The organism is Agrobacterium sp. LMR679 (genome assembly GCF_027157905.1).
Taxonomy (GTDB): domain Bacteria; phylum Pseudomonadota; class Alphaproteobacteria; order Rhizobiales; family Rhizobiaceae; genus Agrobacterium; species Agrobacterium leguminum.
Genome location: NZ_JAPVOJ010000001.1, coordinates 1,722,914 through 1,740,420 on the forward strand (window position 1 = coordinate 1,722,914; position 17,507 = coordinate 1,740,420).

The window sequence follows — 17,507 nt, forward strand, 5'->3', positions numbered from 1 at the left end:
GCCACCCAAAGTCTTGCTATTATCGAAAGGATATTCCGTTACTCCGGCGTATCGCTCGTAAAATGGAAACGAATTTCCCCAATCGCGCTTGAAATAGTACACTTTATCTATAGAAAATATTTTATGGCGTGTAGCGTGCCGTCCAGATCGTAATTTCGAGGACGAACGCCATGGCTGATGCCGCTCTTCGCCAGATAACCCAACCCGTAACCGTGTGGTACACACGCTGCCCGGCACCCACACCGCTTTCCATCGCGGCGCAACTGGGCTGGATCGAGGAACGTTTCGGCGCCCATGGCATCTCTGTTTCCTCCATTCGCGATGCGGCCGATCCGGCCATTCGCCAGAGCCATTTCGATCATCGCCTGGACTGGTCCTTCCGTCAGGGCGGCAATATTCCGCCGATCTGGGCGAAATCAGGCGGCCGGAAAACACGGCTGGTGGGGCTGACGAGAACCGACGAGTTTCAGGCCGTCATCGCCTTGCCGGCAAGCGGAATAAGCAAGGGCAGCGACCTGAAGGGACGGCGCATCGGCCTGCCGAAACGGCCGAATGAAACCATCGATTTCCAGCGTGCGACATCCCTGAAGGGCATCGTTTCGGCGCTGACGGTCTCGGGCCTCGCCGTTGCGGATATCGAGCTTGTCGATCTCACGGCGAAAGAGCCGGTGTTGCTCGATCCTTCCGACGACAGGTTCCATGGTCTGCGCCGACGGTTTCCTTATGGCGAGGAGGTTGCAGCGCTGCACCGTGGCCAGATCGATGCATTTTTCGTCAAGGGGGCGGAAGGCGTCACGGTCGCTAATCTGATCGGTGCGCAGGTCGTGGTGTCGACGGGGTTTCACCCCGATCCGAAAATCCGCATCAACAACGGCACGCCGCGCCCCTTGACGGTGGACGCCACCTTTGCCGATGAGCGGCCCGATCTGGTGGCGGAACTGGTGGCCACCGTACAGCGGGTTGCCCAGTGGGCGAATGACAATCCTGCGGAAGCCGTGCGTTTCATCGCCCGTGAGATCGGCGTCAGCGAGGAGGCGGTTCTGGCTGCGAATGGCCCGGATGTGCACCGCAATCTGAGGCTCGATCTCGATCCGGCCGAGCTGGATGCGCTCAGCCACTTCAAGGATTTCCTGCTGGAGTGGAAATTCATCCCCGAAGATTTCGATGTGCAGGACTGGGCCGATCCGCGCGCCCTTTCTCTACAGCAAGATGCTGCGCAACGCAGTGCGGGAAAGTGAGGGCGTCATGGCGGCCACCATTCTTGTGACGGGCGCAACCGGCAAGCTCGGGCAACGGGTCGTCAGCCGTCTTTTGCAGAAAGAGGCGGAGGTTCGGGTGCTGACCCGCAGGCGGGAGGATGCGCTCAAGCTCTGGGGCGACAGGGTCGAGATTGCGGAGGGTAATTTTTCCGATCCGGCCAGCCTTAAAGAAGCCGCGCGGGGAATAGGCAGGGTTTTCCTGCTTTCCCCCATCGGAGAGACGCTGGCGGCGGACCAGAGGGCGGTTATCGATGCCGCTCTCTCCGCCGGTGTATCACGGATCGTGAAAATATCCGGCTCCGACTGGACCATTAGAAATGCCGCGCGCTCCATTTCGGGGGCGGCGCATGCTGAGGTGGAACGGCATCTGGCCGAAAGCGGCATCGCGCATACCGTGCTGCGACCCAATGCCTGGATGCAGGTTGCGCTGGAACCCATCGTCGCCGCACTCCGCAAGGGGGAGGATGTACCCTCCCGCTTCGGCAATGCGGCCGTTTCCTTCATCGATGCCGACGATATTGCCGATGTCGCCGTTCATGCCCTGACATCGAGCGCACCGGTTTCCAGTACTTTCGTGCTGACTGGCGGCGAGGCCCTGACGGCGCTGGAAATCGCCCGCATCGCTGCGCGCATCCTGCATCGTCCCGTTGGAGTTTCGCACAATGCCGCCCCGGCCTTTCCGCCGCATATCGGTGCGTTCGAGCAGAAGGCGATCGGGGAATTCGGGCAGCTCATTCGCGAAAATCTCGCGGCATCCGTCAACGACATTATCCAGCAGACTACCGGCCGATTGCCCCGCAGTGTGGAAGATTATCTGCGCGCCCGGCTGGCGGCTGCCGCCCGCAGGGCGACAATTCCGAAGGAGAAAAGACATGGCGCTGACCGTTCCGCTGCCTGAAGGTCCCGAGCTGAAAGGTCTGGAACTGAAAAGCCCAACCGATTTCGAAGACAGCCCGCTCAGCCGGGCGGTGAAGCAGCCGCTGATGCTGGGCCTGTTCCTTAATCTGCAGGACATCAATTTCTCCAGCCTGCCGACGAGTAACAGCTGGACCTTCGATTATAATGTCGAACTGGTGAAGCGCGCGGAAGAGCTTGGTTTCGAGATCGCCTTCAGTCGCACACAATGGCTGCCGAAGGGCGGTTATGACGGTGAATCCTCGCTCGACAGTTTTATCGCGCTTGGCGCCATGGCGGCCGTCACGAAGAACATTCTGCTGATCTCCACCATCCATGTGCTTTATGGGCCGCTGCATCCGCTCCATCTCGCCAAATATGGTGCGACGCTGGATCATATCGCCAAGGGACGCTGGGGCATCAACATCGTCACCGGCCACCGCGCCATCGAGCATGAAATGTTCGGCTGGCAGCGTATCGACCACGACAAGCGCTACGACATGGCCGGCGAATTGTTCGATGTGCTGCATCGCCTGTGGGGCGAGACCGAGAATTTTTCCTATGAAGGCAAGCTTAATCCCTGGGCGATCAACAATGGCTGGATCACGCCGAAGCCTGCTTTCGGACGCCCGCCGCTGGTGACGGCGACAGGTTCGCCCGCAGGCATCGATTTCGCCGCCCGTCATTCCGATCTGGTTTTCGTCACCTCGCCCGGCGGCGCGCATATAGACAGCGCGCTGGAAACGCTTCCCGATCATGTCGCAAACATTAAAAACCGCGCAAAGGCCTATGGCCGGCAGGTGAAGACGATCATCAATCCGATCATCGTCAGCCGCGATACGGAGAAGGAGGCGACTGCCTATGCGGATGCCATCGAGGGCGGAAAACCGCAGCCCGGCACCCGCGCCTTCGCCACCAATAATTACGACAGCGACGCCCATGCCTGGCGCGGCCGTGGCGATGCGCGCCATAAGCAGGGCCGCAATCTCGGTGGCAATATCGAGATCATCGGTTCGCCCAAGCAGGTGGTTGAGCAGCTTGTCGGTCTGAAAAAGGCCGGGATCGATGGGGTTCAGCTGAATTTCTACGATTTCCGCGAGGACCTCGACTATTTCGCCGAGCGCATTCTGCCTTTGATGAAGGAGGCTGGCCTGAGGCTCTGACACCTCTTCCGCCTCTGCTTTCCAGTTTTGAAGCTTGCACTTCGCAATCGCCGAGATTGCGAGAACGATATTTTTTGCCCTGAGGAGATACCGTGAATATCGCCGTCGATCCCGTCAAAACACCCGCTCCTAAAATCCTGGATCGGATCGGAACCTATGTTCCCGAACTCGTCTCCATCCGCCACGATCTGCACCAGCATCCGGAAATCGGTTTCGAGGAGGTCCGCACCTCCGGCATCGTCGCCGAAAAGCTCGCCTCCTGGGGCATTGAGGTGCATCGCGGTTATGGCACGACCGGCGTGGTCGGCGTGCTGCGCGGCCGCCATGCGGGCAACCGCTCCATTGGGCTTAGGGCCGATATGGACGCCCTGCCGATGCCGGAGGAAACCGGGCTGCCCTATGCGTCGGTCTATCCCGGCAAATTCCACGGCTGCGGGCATGATGTGCACACCACCATCCTGCTCGGCACCGCGCGTTATCTGGCGGAAACCCGCGATTTCACCGGCACGGTGGTGTTCATTTTCCAGCCGGCCGAGGAGGGTCTCGGCGGCGCACGCGCCATGATCGCCGACGGGTTGTTCAAGGACTTCCCCGTCGACGAGATTTACGGGCTGCACAATTCAACCCATGCCGCGCCCAATCATCTGAAGGTTTCGCCCGGCACCATTCTGGCGGGGGCGGATTTCTTCGATATCCGGTTAAGGGGCAGGGGCGCACACGCCGCTCACCCCGATGTTTCGCGTGATCCGGTGCCGGCGACGGGTGAACTGATCCAGGCGCTGCAAACCATCGTCAGCCGCAACGTGCCGCCGACCGATCCTGCCGTCCTGTCGATCACGCGCATCGAGGCGGGATCGGCCTATAACGTCATTCCCGAAACGGCCGCGATTGCCGGCACGGTGCGGGCTTTTTCCGACAGCGTGCGCGAAACCATAAGGGAGCGCATCCGCACGATTTCCGATCACGTTGCCGCAGCGCACGGCCTCACCGCCGAGGTGGATATTCGCGACATATTCTCGGTTCTCACCAATGATGATGCATCGGTGGCGATCGTCGCCGGTGTGGCGCGTGAGGTTCTGGGAGACGAGCGCGTTTCCACCGAGCCCGGCCGCTTCATGGGCAGCGAGGATTTTGCCGATCTCCTGAAACACGCGCCCGGCGCGTTTTTCACCCTCGGCCATTCCGGCACGGTGCCCGCCCATAATCCCGGCTTCATCGTTGACGACGCCATCCTGCCCGTCGGCGCCACTCTGTTTGCCCGGCTGGTGGAAACCCGGCTGAAGCCTGCGTGAAGATTTAAAAACAAGCCTGCAAGAGGAAACATCCATGGATATTACAAGACGTAAGACATTGCTTTTGAGTGCAGCGCTAACCGGGGCCATGCTGTTGCCCTCCCTGCCGGCTCTGGCGGCCGAAACGCCGAAAAAGGGCGGGATCGTCACCCTTGCAGGCCTTGGCGAGCCGACGACGCTGGTGCCGCTTTCCGATTCCAATACGCGCACCCGCGCCATTTCCACGAAAATCCTCGAAGGGCTGGTACGGTTCGACAGCGAATTCAAACCGCACCCCGTTCTGGCCGAAAGCTGGGAAACATCGGCGGATGGGCTGCGCCACACTTTCAAGCTGCGCAAGGGCGTCAAATGGCATGACGGCAAGGATTTCACGTCGCAGGACGTCAAATTTTCCCTGCTGGCCTTCAAGAAGGTCGGTCCACGCGGGCGTATCACCTTCGCCAATATTGCCGATATCGAAACGCCCGATCCGCTGACGGCCGTGGTGGTGCTTTCCAAGCCCGCGCCCTATCTCCTGCGGGCGCTGACGGGTGGCGAAACACCCATCCTGCCGGCCCATGCCTATGCTTCGGAAAATTACAATGAAAGCCCGAACGGTAACGCGCCAGTCGGCACCGGCCCCTTCGTCTTCGAGGAATGGAAACGCGGCAGCTATGTGAAGCTGAAGAAGAACCCGAACTACTGGCAGGCCGATCTTCCCTATCTCGACGGTTTCGTGGCCCGTTTCGTCGCCGATTCGGCTTCCACCACCATTTCCGTGGAAACAGGCGAGGCGGATTATACCGCCGATGTGTCCTACAGCGATCTGGAGCGTCTGCGGCAAAATCCGAAGCTTGCGGTCGAGGTTTATACCGACTCCTATCTCAACAATGCCGCCGTGTTCGAATTCAATCTGGAGAACCCGATCCTCGCCAAAAGGAAGTCCGCCACGCGCTGGCCCATGCCATCGACCGCGATTTCATCAATGACGCCATCTTCTTCGGTACGGCCAAACCGGCCGGGTCGAACATCCCGGCTGTCTTCACCGCCTATAATGACGAAAAGCCTTTCACCTATCCTTTTGATCTCGCCAAAGCGAACGAATTGCTGGACAAGGCTGGTTACCCGAGAGGTGCTGATGGCACCCGTTTTTCACTGCGGCTGGCCTTCCTGCCTTCCGACGTCTTCCGCAAAACCGCCGAATATCTCCGCTCATCCTTCGGCAAACTCGGCGTGAAGGTGGATATTGTCGAAGGCGATCTCGCCACCTTCATCAAGCGGGTCTATACCGAGCGCGGTTTTGACCTGACGGTGAATGGCATCAGCCGGCTGTTCGATCCGACAGCGGGCGTGCAGCGCCTCTATTGGTCCGACGGGATCAAGAAACCCGCGCCCTACGTCAACGCCGCCCACTACAACAATCCAAAGGTGGACGATCTTTTCCGTGCGGCCGCGATTGAGGTGGACGAAACGAAACGGGCGGCGCAGTTCCACGATATCCAGAAAATCACCGGCGACGATCTGCCGAATTTCTCCATCGTCGCTTTGCCGACCGTCATTTTGCGGAATACCAGCCTGAAATCGCTCGTGACGACCATCGATATTGCTTATGGCGATCTGGCGACGGCCTGGAAAGACGAGTGAGTGTTTGTCAAAGGGGCATCCAAGCTCCGTCACCCCGGACTGGATCCGGGGTCCAGCGCGATCAAGTCCTTGATCGCAAGAGACTCTTCTCACGGCGCAGACGCGCCGTGGCTGGATGCCGGATCTAGCCCGGCATGACGGATGAGGGGGTCTGCGATCATCAACATTAACCCGGCAATTCTGCCGGGTTTTTTATTGCCGAAATCCGCCTTCCACCCTGTTTGCACCTTCGCGCGACACGCCCGTTTTCGAGAAAAACTTTGCGCATGAAACAGGTCGGGCGAAACAGCGATACCACCCGTGAAAATTTCGAAAAAATAAGTTTCATCAATAATTTAGCGCAAAGCATTTCTTCGCCGCGAAGCAAGAATTGCTTTCTGGACCGACGCTTTGGCCGCCTGCACTGTGAGCTGGAAATCTCACCCTCATATGATGGATGCCATGGCCAAGGATACGCTTTTTTTGATTGCCCCCGGTTTTGAGGACCCAAAGCACCCCGGTGTCCGCTTCGTCTGCCCGCATTGTAACCAGATCGAAGGCCTGCTTGCCGCCTTTCCTGATCTTGCTGCCGGGATCGATATCCGCCGCGTCGGTTTCCAGCGCCCGCGTGACGCGGTCATCGCCGCCGTGGGAGAGGAAAACCAGTCGCTGCCGTTGTTCGTCTTTGCCGGCGACGCGCCCAGCGACGCTACGGCCAAGGGCGAGACGCACTTCATTCAGGACACCAAACGCATTTTGCAAATCCTCGCCGAGCGCCACGGGTTCCCGCAGCTGCACTGAGTTGCCGCGCCCGCATATCGGATTTTTTTTCGGAGACAGACATGACTATTTCCAGACGCCAGTTTCACAAAATTGCACTCGCTGCCGGGGCGTTCGTCGCGCTTCCGGGCGGTTCCTTTGCCGCTGCCGAAGAACCGGTTTCGGGCGGTACGCTCAAGATCGTCTATTTTCCCGAGCCGACACAGCTTGTGGCGATCAACACCAGCGCCGGCGGCCCGCAATTCATCGGCTCGAAGATTTACGACGGGCTTTTGACTTACGATTACGAGCTTTCGCCCAAGCCGAGCCTCGCCAGGGAATGGAGCGTTTCGGCCGATGGGCTGGAATATGTCTTCCATCTGCAGCCGAAGGCGAAGTTTCACGACGGCAAACCGGTGACATCGGCAGATGTGGAATTTTCCATTCTGCGGCTGAAGGAAGCCCATCCGCGCGGCCGGGCGACGTTCGCGAATGTCGAGAGCGTCGATACCTCCGATCCGCTGGTCGCGAAGGTGAAGCTTTCCAAGCCGGCGCCGGGCCTGATTACCGCGCTTGCCTCCTCGGAATCGCCAATCGTACCGAAGCATATTTTCGAGACCTTCAAGCCGACAGATAATCCGAAACCCGCCCAGATCATCGGCAGCGGCCCGTTCGTGCTGAAGGAATGGGTGCCGGGCAGTCATATCCTGCTGGAGAAAAACGCCGATTATTGGGACGCGCCGCGCCCTCATCTCGACCGCGTCATCATCCGCCTCATCAACGATGCGGGCGCTCGTGCCGCCGCACTGGAAACCGGCGAAGGGGATATTGGCCCCAACCCGGTCGCGCTTGCCGATCTGGAACGGCTGAAATCCATCCCGACGCTGAAGGTGGATGACCGCATCTATGCCTATGCCGGACAGCAGAACCAGCTCGTCATCAACCTTGAGAACGAATATCTCAAAGAGTTGAAGGTCAGGCAGGCCATCGCCCATGCCATCGATGTTCCGGCGCTCATCGATACCGTGCTTTACGGTTATGCCGTGCCGTCGCCGACGCCGATCAGCCCCGGCCTTGCGAAGTTCCACAATCCCGATATCGGTTTTGCCAAGTTCGACGTCGCGCAGGCGGAGAAATTGCTGGATGAGGCAGGCTTCCCGCGCAAGGATGGCGGCAAGCGCTTCAAGCTCCGCGTCACCACCAACCCGTTCAATCCGCAGACCTATTCGGATTTCATCGCGCAGGCGCTGTCGAAAATCGGCATCGAGGCGGATATCCAGAAATTCGATTTCGGCACCTATGTGAAGGTTGTCTATACCGACCGCGCCTGGGACCTTTCGGTGGAATCCCTCTCCAACACTTTCGATCCGACAGCCGGTGTGCAGCGCGTCTACTGGAGCAAGAACTTCAAGATCGGCCTGCCGTTCTCCAATGCCAGCCATTACGCCAATCCGGAGGTGGACCGGCTGCTGGAAGCGGCGGCAGTGGAGCCGGACATCGAAAAGCGTGCGGCCTTCTTCAAGGAATTTCAGGCTGTCGTTGCCAGGGATCTTCCCGTCATCAATCTTGTCTCTCCCATCCAGCCGGTCGTCGGCAGCGTGCGCATCAAGGACTATGCGACCGGCGCAGAGGGGCTGAGCGGCAATCTCGCCAAAGCCTGGGTGACGAAGGAGGCGTGAGCCTCCTTCGGTTTCAAGCCGCATCAGAGCGAATAAGAGGTTATTTCCATGAGCAGAAAATCCGAAAAGCTGGTTCTCAACGCCTTCATCTATCCGGGCGGACATCATGAGGCGGCATGGCGGCATCCGGATTCAGAGCCGCATCGCGTCACCGATATAAAGCTCTATCAGGATATCGCCCGCAAGGCCGAAGCGGCGAAACTGGATGCGATCTTCTTTGCCGATGCGCCGGTGCTGGACGCCAATATCCGCTACGCCGCCCGCCACCGGCTGGAGCCGATCACCATGCTGGCGGCGCTTGCCGCCGTCACCGAAAAGATCGGTTTCATCGCCACGGCCTCCACCACCTATTACGAGCCCTACAATCTCGCGCGGCTGTTTGCGTCCGTCGATCATATCAGCGGCGGCCGGGTTGGCTGGAACATCGTCACGACTTCGGCGGATGCGGCGGCCGGTAACTTCAATCTCCAGAAGCATCCGCCGCATGCCGACCGTTACCGTCAGGCCATTGAGTTCGTCGATGTGGTGACGAAGCTCTGGGACAGCTGGGAAGACGATGCCATCGTCGCCGACAAGGAAAGCGGTCTGTTTGCCGAGACAGACCGCATCCACCCCGCCAATCACGATGGCGAGTTTTATCGGGTGCGGGGCGCGCTCAACGTGCCGCGTTCACCCCAGGGCCGGCCGGTCTATGTGCAGGCAGGCTCCTCGGAGGAGGGCCGTGGTTTTGCGGCTCACTATGCTGAGGCAATCTTTACCGCGCATCAGACTCTGGAGAGTGCGCGGTCTTTTTATTCTGACATCAAGAGACGTGTTGCCGCCACAGGTCGCAATCCCGCCCATGTTAGAATCCTGCCTGGCATCAGCCCCTTTATCGCATCAACCGAGGAGGAGGCGCGCAAACTTGAGGCCTCCTTCAACGATCTCATCCAGCCGGCATTTTCGCTCGGGCAATTGCAGCGCATGACAGGCATAGACCTGTCATCGGCCGATCTTGACCAGCCGCTGCCAATAGAGGCCGTCGAAGCGACACGCGCACAGGCGGATAGCAGCCGCCATCAGCTGGTTCTCGATGTCATAGACCGGGAAAACCCGACGATCCGGCAATTGCTGCACCGGCTTGCCGGCGGGCGCGGCCACAAGGTGATTTCCGGAACGCCGGAACAGGTGGCGGACTGGATAGAGACCTGGTTCCGCGAAGGCGCAGCCGATGGTTTCAACATCATGCCGCCATGGCTGAATGGCGGGTTCGATATCTTCGTGGATGAGGTGGTGCCGATCCTGAAGCGGCGTGGCCTGTTCCGTGAGGATTACGAAGGCGATACGCTGCGCGACCATTATGGCCTGCCACGGCCGGACAATATCTACGCGGCCAGAGAGTTGCAAAGGGAACGCGCCTGAGGTGGGACGGGCGTGTTCAGGCGGCGGCTTCGAGGGAGCGTATATCCTCGCGCAACAGAGCGAGTAGAGATGCGACCTCCGGCAGCCGCCGCCTGTCAGGACTGGTCAGCAGGTGGTAACGGCTTGCGGTCGGCTGCGGTGATCCAAAGGGGGCGATCAGGCGGCCGTTTTTCAGCTCTTCCGAAATCAGCGAGTGGCGCGCGAGGCCGATGCCATGGCCGGATAAGATTGCTTCTATCAGCGCCGTCTGGCGCGTAAAACGTGGGCCTGTAGCCGAAAGCCGGAGCGGAATGCGGCACGCGCGCAGCCAGTTCGCCCATTCGAAGGCGGCGTCCAGGCCATTGCCGCGCAACATCGCAAAGCCGAGATCCCGCAATTGGGCGGGCTCGCCTGCAAGCTCATGGCGGGCTGCGAACTGCGGAGTGCAGACAGCGCTAACGGTATCGGCGAAAAGCGGCTCGTGAAGAAAGCCCGGAATTTGCGCGTGGGTGGCGACGATGGCGCAATCGGCATCAAAATGGGTGAGATCGACGGTTTCACCTTCGATGGATTCGATCGAAAGCTCGACGTCTCCAAGTGCCGGAACGATGCTGCCCAGCCGCGGCGCCAGCCAGCGTGCGGCAAAGCAACCCTCCGCCAGAACCTTCAACTGCGGTCGGGCATTCGAAACCATCAGGTCGGAAAGACTGCCGATCATGGTCTCGAAAGCATCGGCAAGGCCGGGATAAAGCGCGCTGCCGGCATCCGTCAGCAGCAATTCGCCGCGCTGGCGGCTGAAAAGCGGCTGGCCGAGATGGGTTTCTAGAATACGGACCTGTTGGCCGATGGCGGCGGTGGAGACATGCAGTTCCTCCGCCGCCCGCGAAAAGCTCGCATGGCGGGCGGCCACCACAAAGGCGCGCAAGGCGGTCAGCGGCGGCAGGCGGGAAAGTGTGGGCAGGCGAAAAGCTGCCCGGCTCGCGGCGGGAGCGACAAACTCCGTTCTCATTGCTGTTCCTCCTTTGCCGCCTGCATCTTCCGCATGGTCAGAACACCCGGCCTTCCCTGAGATGCGTCGTGGTGCCATTGAGGTAATAGTCACCAATCACCCGCGCCTTATGGGCAAGTGGATTGTGATTGTAGACAGTGCGGATGTTACGCCAGTGACGATCGAAATTCCGGTCGCTCGAGGTCGCCGAGCCGCCGCCGAGTTCATAGAGGTTGGTGGCGACGGTCAGCGAAAGCTGCGAGGCGATGATCTGGGTGCGGGCGGTGGCAAGCGAGCCTTCCAGCAGGGCTGCCTCAATGGCCTCTTCGTCACCATTCGCGAAGGCGGCAGCCGTTCGGTCGAGCGTTCTGGCCGCTTCGCGGATGAGTGTCTTGACGGCGAAAGCGCCGGCGCTGATTTCACCCAGCATCTTCTGCACGAAGGGATCCTGATTGGCGGTTTCCGCAGCGCTGTGAAGCGTGGTGCGTGCCTGGCGCAGAACATATTCCACCCCGTCATTAAGCGCGCCCTGAACGGCGCCGGCGGCAGACGCAGCAAGGTGCAGCTGCCGCATGGCCGAGCTGTGGCGGCCGATCTGGGTGCCGAGCTTGCGGGTTGTCAGCTCATGAGGCAGCACCTCGACATTTTCAAGCAGCACGCCGCCGCTTGCCGTCATGCGCTGGCCCATGCTGTCCCAGTCGTCGAGGATGGTGATGCCAGTACGATCAAGCGGAATGAGCACGCCGATCGGCTGCTCGTCATCGCCAATGGCGCTGAAGGTGCCGAAATCGGCAAAGGCCGTACCGGTCGCATACCATTTGCGGCCGTTCAGCCGGTAGCGGTCGCCATCGGCACTCAGCCGCGTGGTGATTTCGCCGGGGCGTTTGGTGCCCTGTTCGGTGCTGGCGCCCGCAAAGAGCTTGCCGGCAAGGACATGTTCGAGATGCCGCCGGTCCTCCAGCTCGATTGGTGCAAGGGCGAGATTTTCGGTGAAATTGAAATGGCTGCGCAGCGCGTGCGGAATATTGCTGTCGGCTTCGCCGAGGATCATCAGCACTTCGATATAGTCGGCAATCGAGCCGCCCGGTCCGCCCTTGGCTTCGGGGACACGCAGCGTGCCGATCTTTGCCTCCTTGATAAGGGCGAAGATATCGAAGGGCAGTTCCCGCTGGCGCTCGCGGCGGGCGGCATCCCGGGCCGCGATAGCCGCAATGTCCTTTGCCCGGGCCAGGATTTCGCCACGGCTCGGCACGCCGGAATTGTCGGTGGTGATTGTCTGTGGTTTCGGATTGGACATTGCGGTTTTCCCGTGAGCGGATGTGATAGCCTGCGGCACAATCGCGCCGCAGGCATGTTCGTCTGGACGATCAGGCGACCGCGCGCGGCTTGAGCGCCGGGCGATGTGCAGCCTCGAGATTGCGCGGCACGCGGCCTTCGACGGGATGGCTCGGATCGTTGAAGCCGGGTGTGGACGGATGGCCCGTGGTGACGAGGCTGTCGACCAGTGCTTCATCTTCGGCATCGATTTTCACATCGAGGGCGCGGATATAGCCGTTCCAGTGTTCTTCGGTGCGCGGGCCGGTGATGGCGGCGGTGACGAACTTGTTGTTCAGCACCCAGGCGAGCGCGAAATCCGCTGCCGAAACGCCCTTCGATGCGGCATGGGCCGCGACCTTCTGGGCGATTTCAACCGATTCCGGGCGCCATTCCGTTTCCAGAACGCGCTTGTCGCCACGGCCAACGCGGGTATCGGCACCCGGCTGTTCGCCCGGCTGATATTTGCCGGTCAGTACGCCGCGTGCGAGCGGTGAATAGGACACGACGCCAAGGCCGTAATTATGCGCGGCCGGCAGCTGTTCGGCTTCCGCCGTGCGGTTGACGATGTTGTAGAGCGGCTGGCTGGCAACCGGCCGGTCGATGCCGAGCTGGTCGGCCAGATGCGAAATTTCGGCAATGCGCCAGCCGCGGAAGTTCGAAACGCCGAAATAGCGCAGCTTGCCGGCGCGGATGAGATCGGCGATGGCGCGCACCGGCTCTTCCAGCGGCGCATCGAAGACGGCGCGGTGGAAATAGAGGATGTCGATATAGTCGGTGTTGAGGCGGCGCAGCGAATTTTCGACGGTCTCGATCACCCATTTGCGAGAATGGCCGCCAAGGTTCGGGCCCTTGGTATGGGAATTGACGAATTTCGTCGCCAGAACCCAGTGATCGCGCGTGGACTTGATGCCGCGGCCAACGACCTCTTCCGACTTGCCGTCGTGATAGACATCGGCGGTGTCGATGAAGTTGATGCCCTGTTCGCGTGCCTTGTCGATGATGCGGAAGGCCACGTCATCCGGTGTCGGGCCTCCGAACATCATCGTGCCGAGGCTCAGCGGTGAAACTTTCAGCGCGCTGCGTCCGAGATAGCGATAGTCGACCATTATGGTTGCTCCTTTAAGTTATTGGGCATGGTGGCAGGCCACGGCGTGGTTCTTGCCGAAAAGGGTGTAATCCGGCGCTTTTTCGCGACAGAGATCGGTGGCGAGCGGGCAGCGTGTGTGAAACCGGCAGCCGGATGGCGGATCGTGCGGGCTCGGCAGATCGCCGGAAATCGGTGCCGCCTGCTTGCGGCGGGCGGGATCGGGAACGGCAGCGAGAAGGGCGCGAGTATAAGGATGCTTCGGAGAAGCCCAGAGTTCCGATGTCGGGGCGCTTTCGACGATCTTGCCGAGATACATGACCAGCACGCGGTCGGAGAAATAACGCACCACGGACAGATCGTGGGAGACGAAGAGATAGGACAGCGAAAGCCGCTTTTTCATCTCCACCAGAAGATTGAGGATCTGCGCCTGTATCGACAGATCGAGCGCCGAGACCGGCTCGTCGCAGACCACCAGTTCCGGTTCCAGAACCAGTGCGCGGGCAATGCCGATGCGCTGGCGCTGACCGCCGGAAAATTCATGCGGATAACGGTCGAGCGAATCCGCCGGCAGGCCGACCTGCGCGACGATGGCTTCAACAATCTCCCGCTGGCGCGCCCGGTCGCCGATGCCGTGCACTTTCAGCGGCCCGGTAAGGATGGTGCGCACCGTCTGTCGCGGATTGAGGGAGGCGAAGGGATCCTGAAAGATCATCTGGATGCGGCGGCGTATGCCGCGCAGCTGCGAAGGCGTCATGGCCGTGACATCAGCGCCCTTGAAGGTGATCCTGCCGGATGACGGTTCGACCAGACGCATCAGCGACTTGCCGAGCGAGGATTTGCCACAGCCGGATTCGCCCACCAGTGCCACGGTTTCGCCCGCCTCGATATCAAGCGAGACGTCATCGACGGCGCGCACGGTTCCGCGTCCGCCCGAGTAGTGGGTGGAAAGGCTATGCACTGACAAGAGCGTCATTGGACACCTCCTGGGATGTGGGAGCAACGAAGGGGCAGGCGGCGTAGCGGCCTTCCGAAATCGGCCTCAGCGGCGGCACGAACTGCCCGCAGAAACCACGGGCGCTCGGACAGCGTGGCCGGAAGGCGCAACCGCGTTCCCCCGTGGCGGAAACGATGGAGCCCGGAATCTCGATGAGCGGCCCGTCGCGATAATGCTGGCCGTCTTCCGCGCGCGGCGAGGCGGCAAGCAGGCCGCGCGTATAGGGATGGTAGGGGTTGGAGAAAACCGGTTCCGGCAGCCCTTCTTCCACTTTACGGCCGGCATACATGACCATCACCCGGTCCGCCCATTGTGCCACGATGCCGAGATCGTGGGTGATGAGGATGACCGCCATGTTGAGATCGTGGCGCAGATTGTCGAGCAGTTGCAGGATCTGCGCCTGTATCGTCACGTCGAGAGCTGTCGTCGCCTCGTCGGCGATCAGGAGTTTCGGATTGCAGGCAACGCCGATGGCGATCATCACACGCTGGCGCATGCCGCCGGAAAGCTGGTGCGGATAATCATCCACCCGGCGGCCGGCATCGGGAATGTTGACGAGGTCCAGCAGCTCGATTGCGCGTTTGCGGGCCTGATGCCGGTCGATCTTTTCATGGATGCGCAGCACCTCGATGATCTGTTCACCGACCGTCAGGACAGGGTTGAGCGAGGTCATCGGCTCCTGAAAGATCATGCCGATATCCCGGCCGCGAATGCCGCGCCATTGCCGCTCGGAAAGCGGCAGCAGATCGCGGCCCTCGAGCAGAACCCGGCCGCCGGTCTTGGCATGGGAGGGCAGCAGGCCGATCAGGCCAAGCGCCGTCAGGGATTTGCCGGAGCCGCTTTCGCCGACGATCGCCAGCATTTCGCCGGGGCTGACATCGAAACTGACGCCTTTGACCGGTTGGGTTGAGCCGAAGCTGACGGAGAGATCATGGACTTCGATCAGTTTGCTCATCGGCGTTCCTCCGAAAAACGGGGGTTGAGCGCATCGTTGAGGCCATCACTGATGAGGTTCAGCGAAATGACGGTGAAGACGATGGCAAGGCCGGGAAGGGCGGTCAGATACCAGGCGGTGCGGATGACATCGCGGCCGGAACCGATCATCGAACCCCAGGAAACGCGGTTGGGGTCACCAAGGCCCATGAAGGAAAGTGCCGCTTCCATGAGGATCGCACCCGCCACCATGACGGAGGAAGTAACGATGATCGGCGGCAGCGCATTAGGCAGGATTTCCTGAAACACGATGCGGGCATGGCCATAACCCAGGCTGCGCGCGGCGAGCACATAATCCTTTTCGCGGGTGGCGCGGAATTCCGCACGGGTAAGACGCGCAACGAGCGGCCAGGTGATGATGCCGATGGCCGACGTGACCGTGGTGACAGACGGCTGGGCGATGGCGACCAGCACCACCAAGAGCACGAAATTCGGCAAGGTCTGGAAGATTTCGATGAGCTTGACGAGGATATCATCAATGACGCCACCAAAATAACCGGCGAAGGCGCCGACCGCGATGCCGATGGTGAGGCCGATCAGCGTTGCCACGACACCGACGGTGAGCGAAATGCGCGCGCCATGCACGATGCCGGCCAGAACATCCCGGCCCATGGAATCAGTGCCGAGCGGATAGGCCGCGTTCTGGCCCGGCCACAGGAACGGGCGGGCCACCATTTCCAGGGGATCGCCGGGATAGATCAACGGGGCGATCAGTGCGGTGACGATGACGGTGGCGAGAAACAGCAACCCGACGATGGCGTTGGGATTGGTGAGGAAGATTTTCAGTTCGCGCCGCAGTCCACGTCGCGGCACGGAGACGGAGCGGGCAGAAAGCGCATCCGGCGCATGAATATAGGGCCAGGCCTTTTCTTCCGGCTTTTTCGGTTTGGGATTGGTCTCTTCAGCGCCAAGTTCCGCCGTGTTGAGAACCGCTGTCGTGTGGGAGGAATTCATCGGCTTTCTCCGATGCGGGGGTCGAGCCATGCCTGCAAGAGGTCCACGGCCGCATTGACGATGATGACGACGAGGGAGGAGAGAAGCAGAATGCCGAGCAGCACGCTGAAATCCCGCGCCATCACGGCTTCGAAGGCGAGGCGGCCAAGGCCCGGCCAGCTGAAGACGGTTTCAACCACGACGGCGCCGCCGAGTAGTCCGCCAATGTGCATGCCGGCCATGGTGGTGATGGGGATGAGCGCGTTGCGCAGGATGTGGCGCGTGGTGAGCCTGACCGGCGAAACGCCCTTGGCACGCGCCGTGCGCACATAGTCCTGGGATTTCACTTCCAGCATCGCCGCACGGGTGAGGCGGGCATAAATGGCCAGAAAATAAAGCGCCAGCGACAGGGCGGGGAGCACGATGTAACGCAGCCTGTCGAGAAAGGCTGAAAAACCGGTAAGGCTGCTGCCGATGGTGCTGTCACCGCCGGACGGAAGCCAGCCGAGCTTCACCGAAAAGGTCAGGATCAGCATCAGGCCGATCCAGAAACCCGGTACGGAATAAAAGATCAGTGAGCCAATCGAAATGATCCGGTCCGGCAGCTTGCCGGAGAAGAGCGCCATGATGGAGCCGAGGAACACGCCGACGAAGATCGCGATACCAAGGGCTGCGCCCATCAGCGCAAGCGTGCCGGGCAGGCGCTGGCCGATAAGGTCTGCCACAGGCATGCCGTATCGCGGCGAAAAACCAAGGCTGAACTGGGCCAGATTGCCGAGATAGTTCATCAGCTGATGCAGAACCGGCAGATCAAGCCCGAAGCGGGAGCGGATTTCCGCCATGGTCTCGACGGTTGCCGAACCCGCTTCCGCTGCCAGGACATCGGCGGCATCACCCGGCGCCAGCTGCAGCAGGAAGAAGTTCAGGATGACGATACCGAGAACCGTCGGAATGGCCTGAATGGCCACCCGTCTTGCCTGCGATAAAATCCGTTTCGAATTCGACATCGGCTCCAGTCCGTAAGCGTGGGAAACATAAAATCAGCCTCGAAAGGCGTGAGTATTAGTTGACTAATTTTATGGAATTTGTCAAAGAGTAATAGAATTATTTTCTGAAATTTACGGAAATATGCGCCATAAAGAAAAGATAATTCCTAATTATGAGAAT

At 60.5% G+C, this 17,507-nt stretch carries 13 protein-coding genes and 2 pseudogenes; 8 read left to right on the forward strand and 7 right to left on the reverse strand.

Annotation, left to right across the window (positions count from 1 at the left end; translation table 11 throughout):
- The first annotated feature begins 170 nt into the window (after window positions 1–170).
- The 8 genes and pseudogenes from O3W47_RS08105 (at window position 171) to O3W47_RS08140 (ending at window position 10,049) form a co-directional block, all read left to right on the forward strand.
- Window positions 171–1,238, forward strand: a complete 1,068-nt coding sequence (locus O3W47_RS08105) for an ABC transporter substrate-binding protein (RefSeq protein WP_269313420.1) — start codon at window positions 171–173, stop codon at window positions 1,236–1,238.
- A 7-nt stretch (window positions 1,239–1,245) separates the two neighbouring features.
- Window positions 1,246–2,141 (forward strand): annotated as a pseudogene (locus O3W47_RS08110) (NmrA family NAD(P)-binding protein).
- Window positions 2,132–3,316: an LLM class flavin-dependent oxidoreductase gene (locus O3W47_RS08115; protein WP_269313421.1), complete on the forward strand. Its 1,185-nt coding sequence runs from the start codon at window positions 2,132–2,134 to the stop codon at window positions 3,314–3,316. The pseudogene O3W47_RS08110 and the gene O3W47_RS08115 overlap by 10 nt, the downstream one beginning before the upstream one ends.
- 92 nt (window positions 3,317–3,408) lie before the next feature.
- Entirely contained in the window at window positions 3,409–4,608 is a 1,200-nt protein-coding gene (locus tag O3W47_RS08120) for a M20 aminoacylase family protein (protein WP_269313422.1), read from the forward strand.
- Between the two features lie 34 nt (window positions 4,609–4,642).
- Window positions 4,643–6,231: pseudogene (locus O3W47_RS08125) on the forward strand (ABC transporter substrate-binding protein).
- Between the two features lie 429 nt (window positions 6,232–6,660).
- Window positions 6,661–7,011 (forward strand): DUF3088 domain-containing protein, encoded by a 351-nt coding sequence (locus O3W47_RS08130; protein WP_174023088.1) that lies wholly within the window; start codon window positions 6,661–6,663, stop codon window positions 7,009–7,011.
- 41 nt (window positions 7,012–7,052) lie between these two features.
- Entirely contained in the window at window positions 7,053–8,648 is a 1,596-nt protein-coding gene (locus O3W47_RS08135; RefSeq protein WP_262531229.1) for an ABC transporter substrate-binding protein, read from the forward strand.
- Between the two features lie 48 nt (window positions 8,649–8,696).
- Window positions 8,697–10,049, forward strand: coding sequence for an LLM class flavin-dependent oxidoreductase (locus O3W47_RS08140; protein WP_269313423.1), 1,353 nt, complete (start codon window positions 8,697–8,699; stop codon window positions 10,047–10,049).
- Between the two features lie 16 nt (window positions 10,050–10,065).
- Here O3W47_RS08140 and O3W47_RS08145 read toward each other — a convergent pair whose 3' ends face one another.
- The 7 genes from O3W47_RS08145 to O3W47_RS08175 form a co-directional block, all read right to left on the reverse strand.
- Window positions 10,066–11,037: a LysR substrate-binding domain-containing protein gene (locus tag O3W47_RS08145; protein ID WP_269313424.1), complete on the reverse strand. Its 972-nt coding sequence runs from the start codon at window positions 11,035–11,037 to the stop codon at window positions 10,066–10,068.
- Between the two features lie 37 nt (window positions 11,038–11,074).
- The gene (locus O3W47_RS08150) at window positions 11,075–12,313 is read right to left on the reverse strand and encodes an acyl-CoA dehydrogenase family protein (protein WP_269313425.1); all 1,239 of its coding nucleotides are present in this window, start codon (window positions 12,311–12,313) and stop codon (window positions 11,075–11,077) included.
- A gap of 70 nt (window positions 12,314–12,383) precedes the next feature.
- Complete coding sequence (locus tag O3W47_RS08155; protein ID WP_127755717.1) at window positions 12,384–13,439, reverse strand: aldo/keto reductase; 1,056 nt, start codon at window positions 13,437–13,439, stop codon at window positions 12,384–12,386.
- An 18-nt stretch (window positions 13,440–13,457) separates the two neighbouring features.
- Window positions 13,458–14,393, reverse strand: a complete 936-nt coding sequence (locus O3W47_RS08160) for an ABC transporter ATP-binding protein (protein WP_269313426.1) — start codon at window positions 14,391–14,393, stop codon at window positions 13,458–13,460.
- Window positions 14,371–15,369: an ABC transporter ATP-binding protein gene (locus O3W47_RS08165; protein ID WP_269313427.1), complete on the reverse strand. Its 999-nt coding sequence runs from the start codon at window positions 15,367–15,369 to the stop codon at window positions 14,371–14,373. Before O3W47_RS08165 ends, O3W47_RS08160 begins: the two co-directional genes overlap by 23 nt.
- A complete protein-coding gene (locus tag O3W47_RS08170) occupies window positions 15,366–16,361 on the reverse strand; it encodes an ABC transporter permease (RefSeq protein ID WP_137453854.1) in 996 nt (331 codons plus the stop codon). The genes O3W47_RS08165 and O3W47_RS08170 overlap by 4 nt, the downstream gene beginning before the upstream one ends.
- Window positions 16,358–17,347, reverse strand: coding sequence for an ABC transporter permease (locus O3W47_RS08175; protein ID WP_135397142.1), 990 nt, complete (start codon window positions 17,345–17,347; stop codon window positions 16,358–16,360). Before O3W47_RS08175 ends, O3W47_RS08170 begins: the two co-directional genes overlap by 4 nt.
- Between the last annotated feature and the right edge of the window lie 160 nt (window positions 17,348–17,507).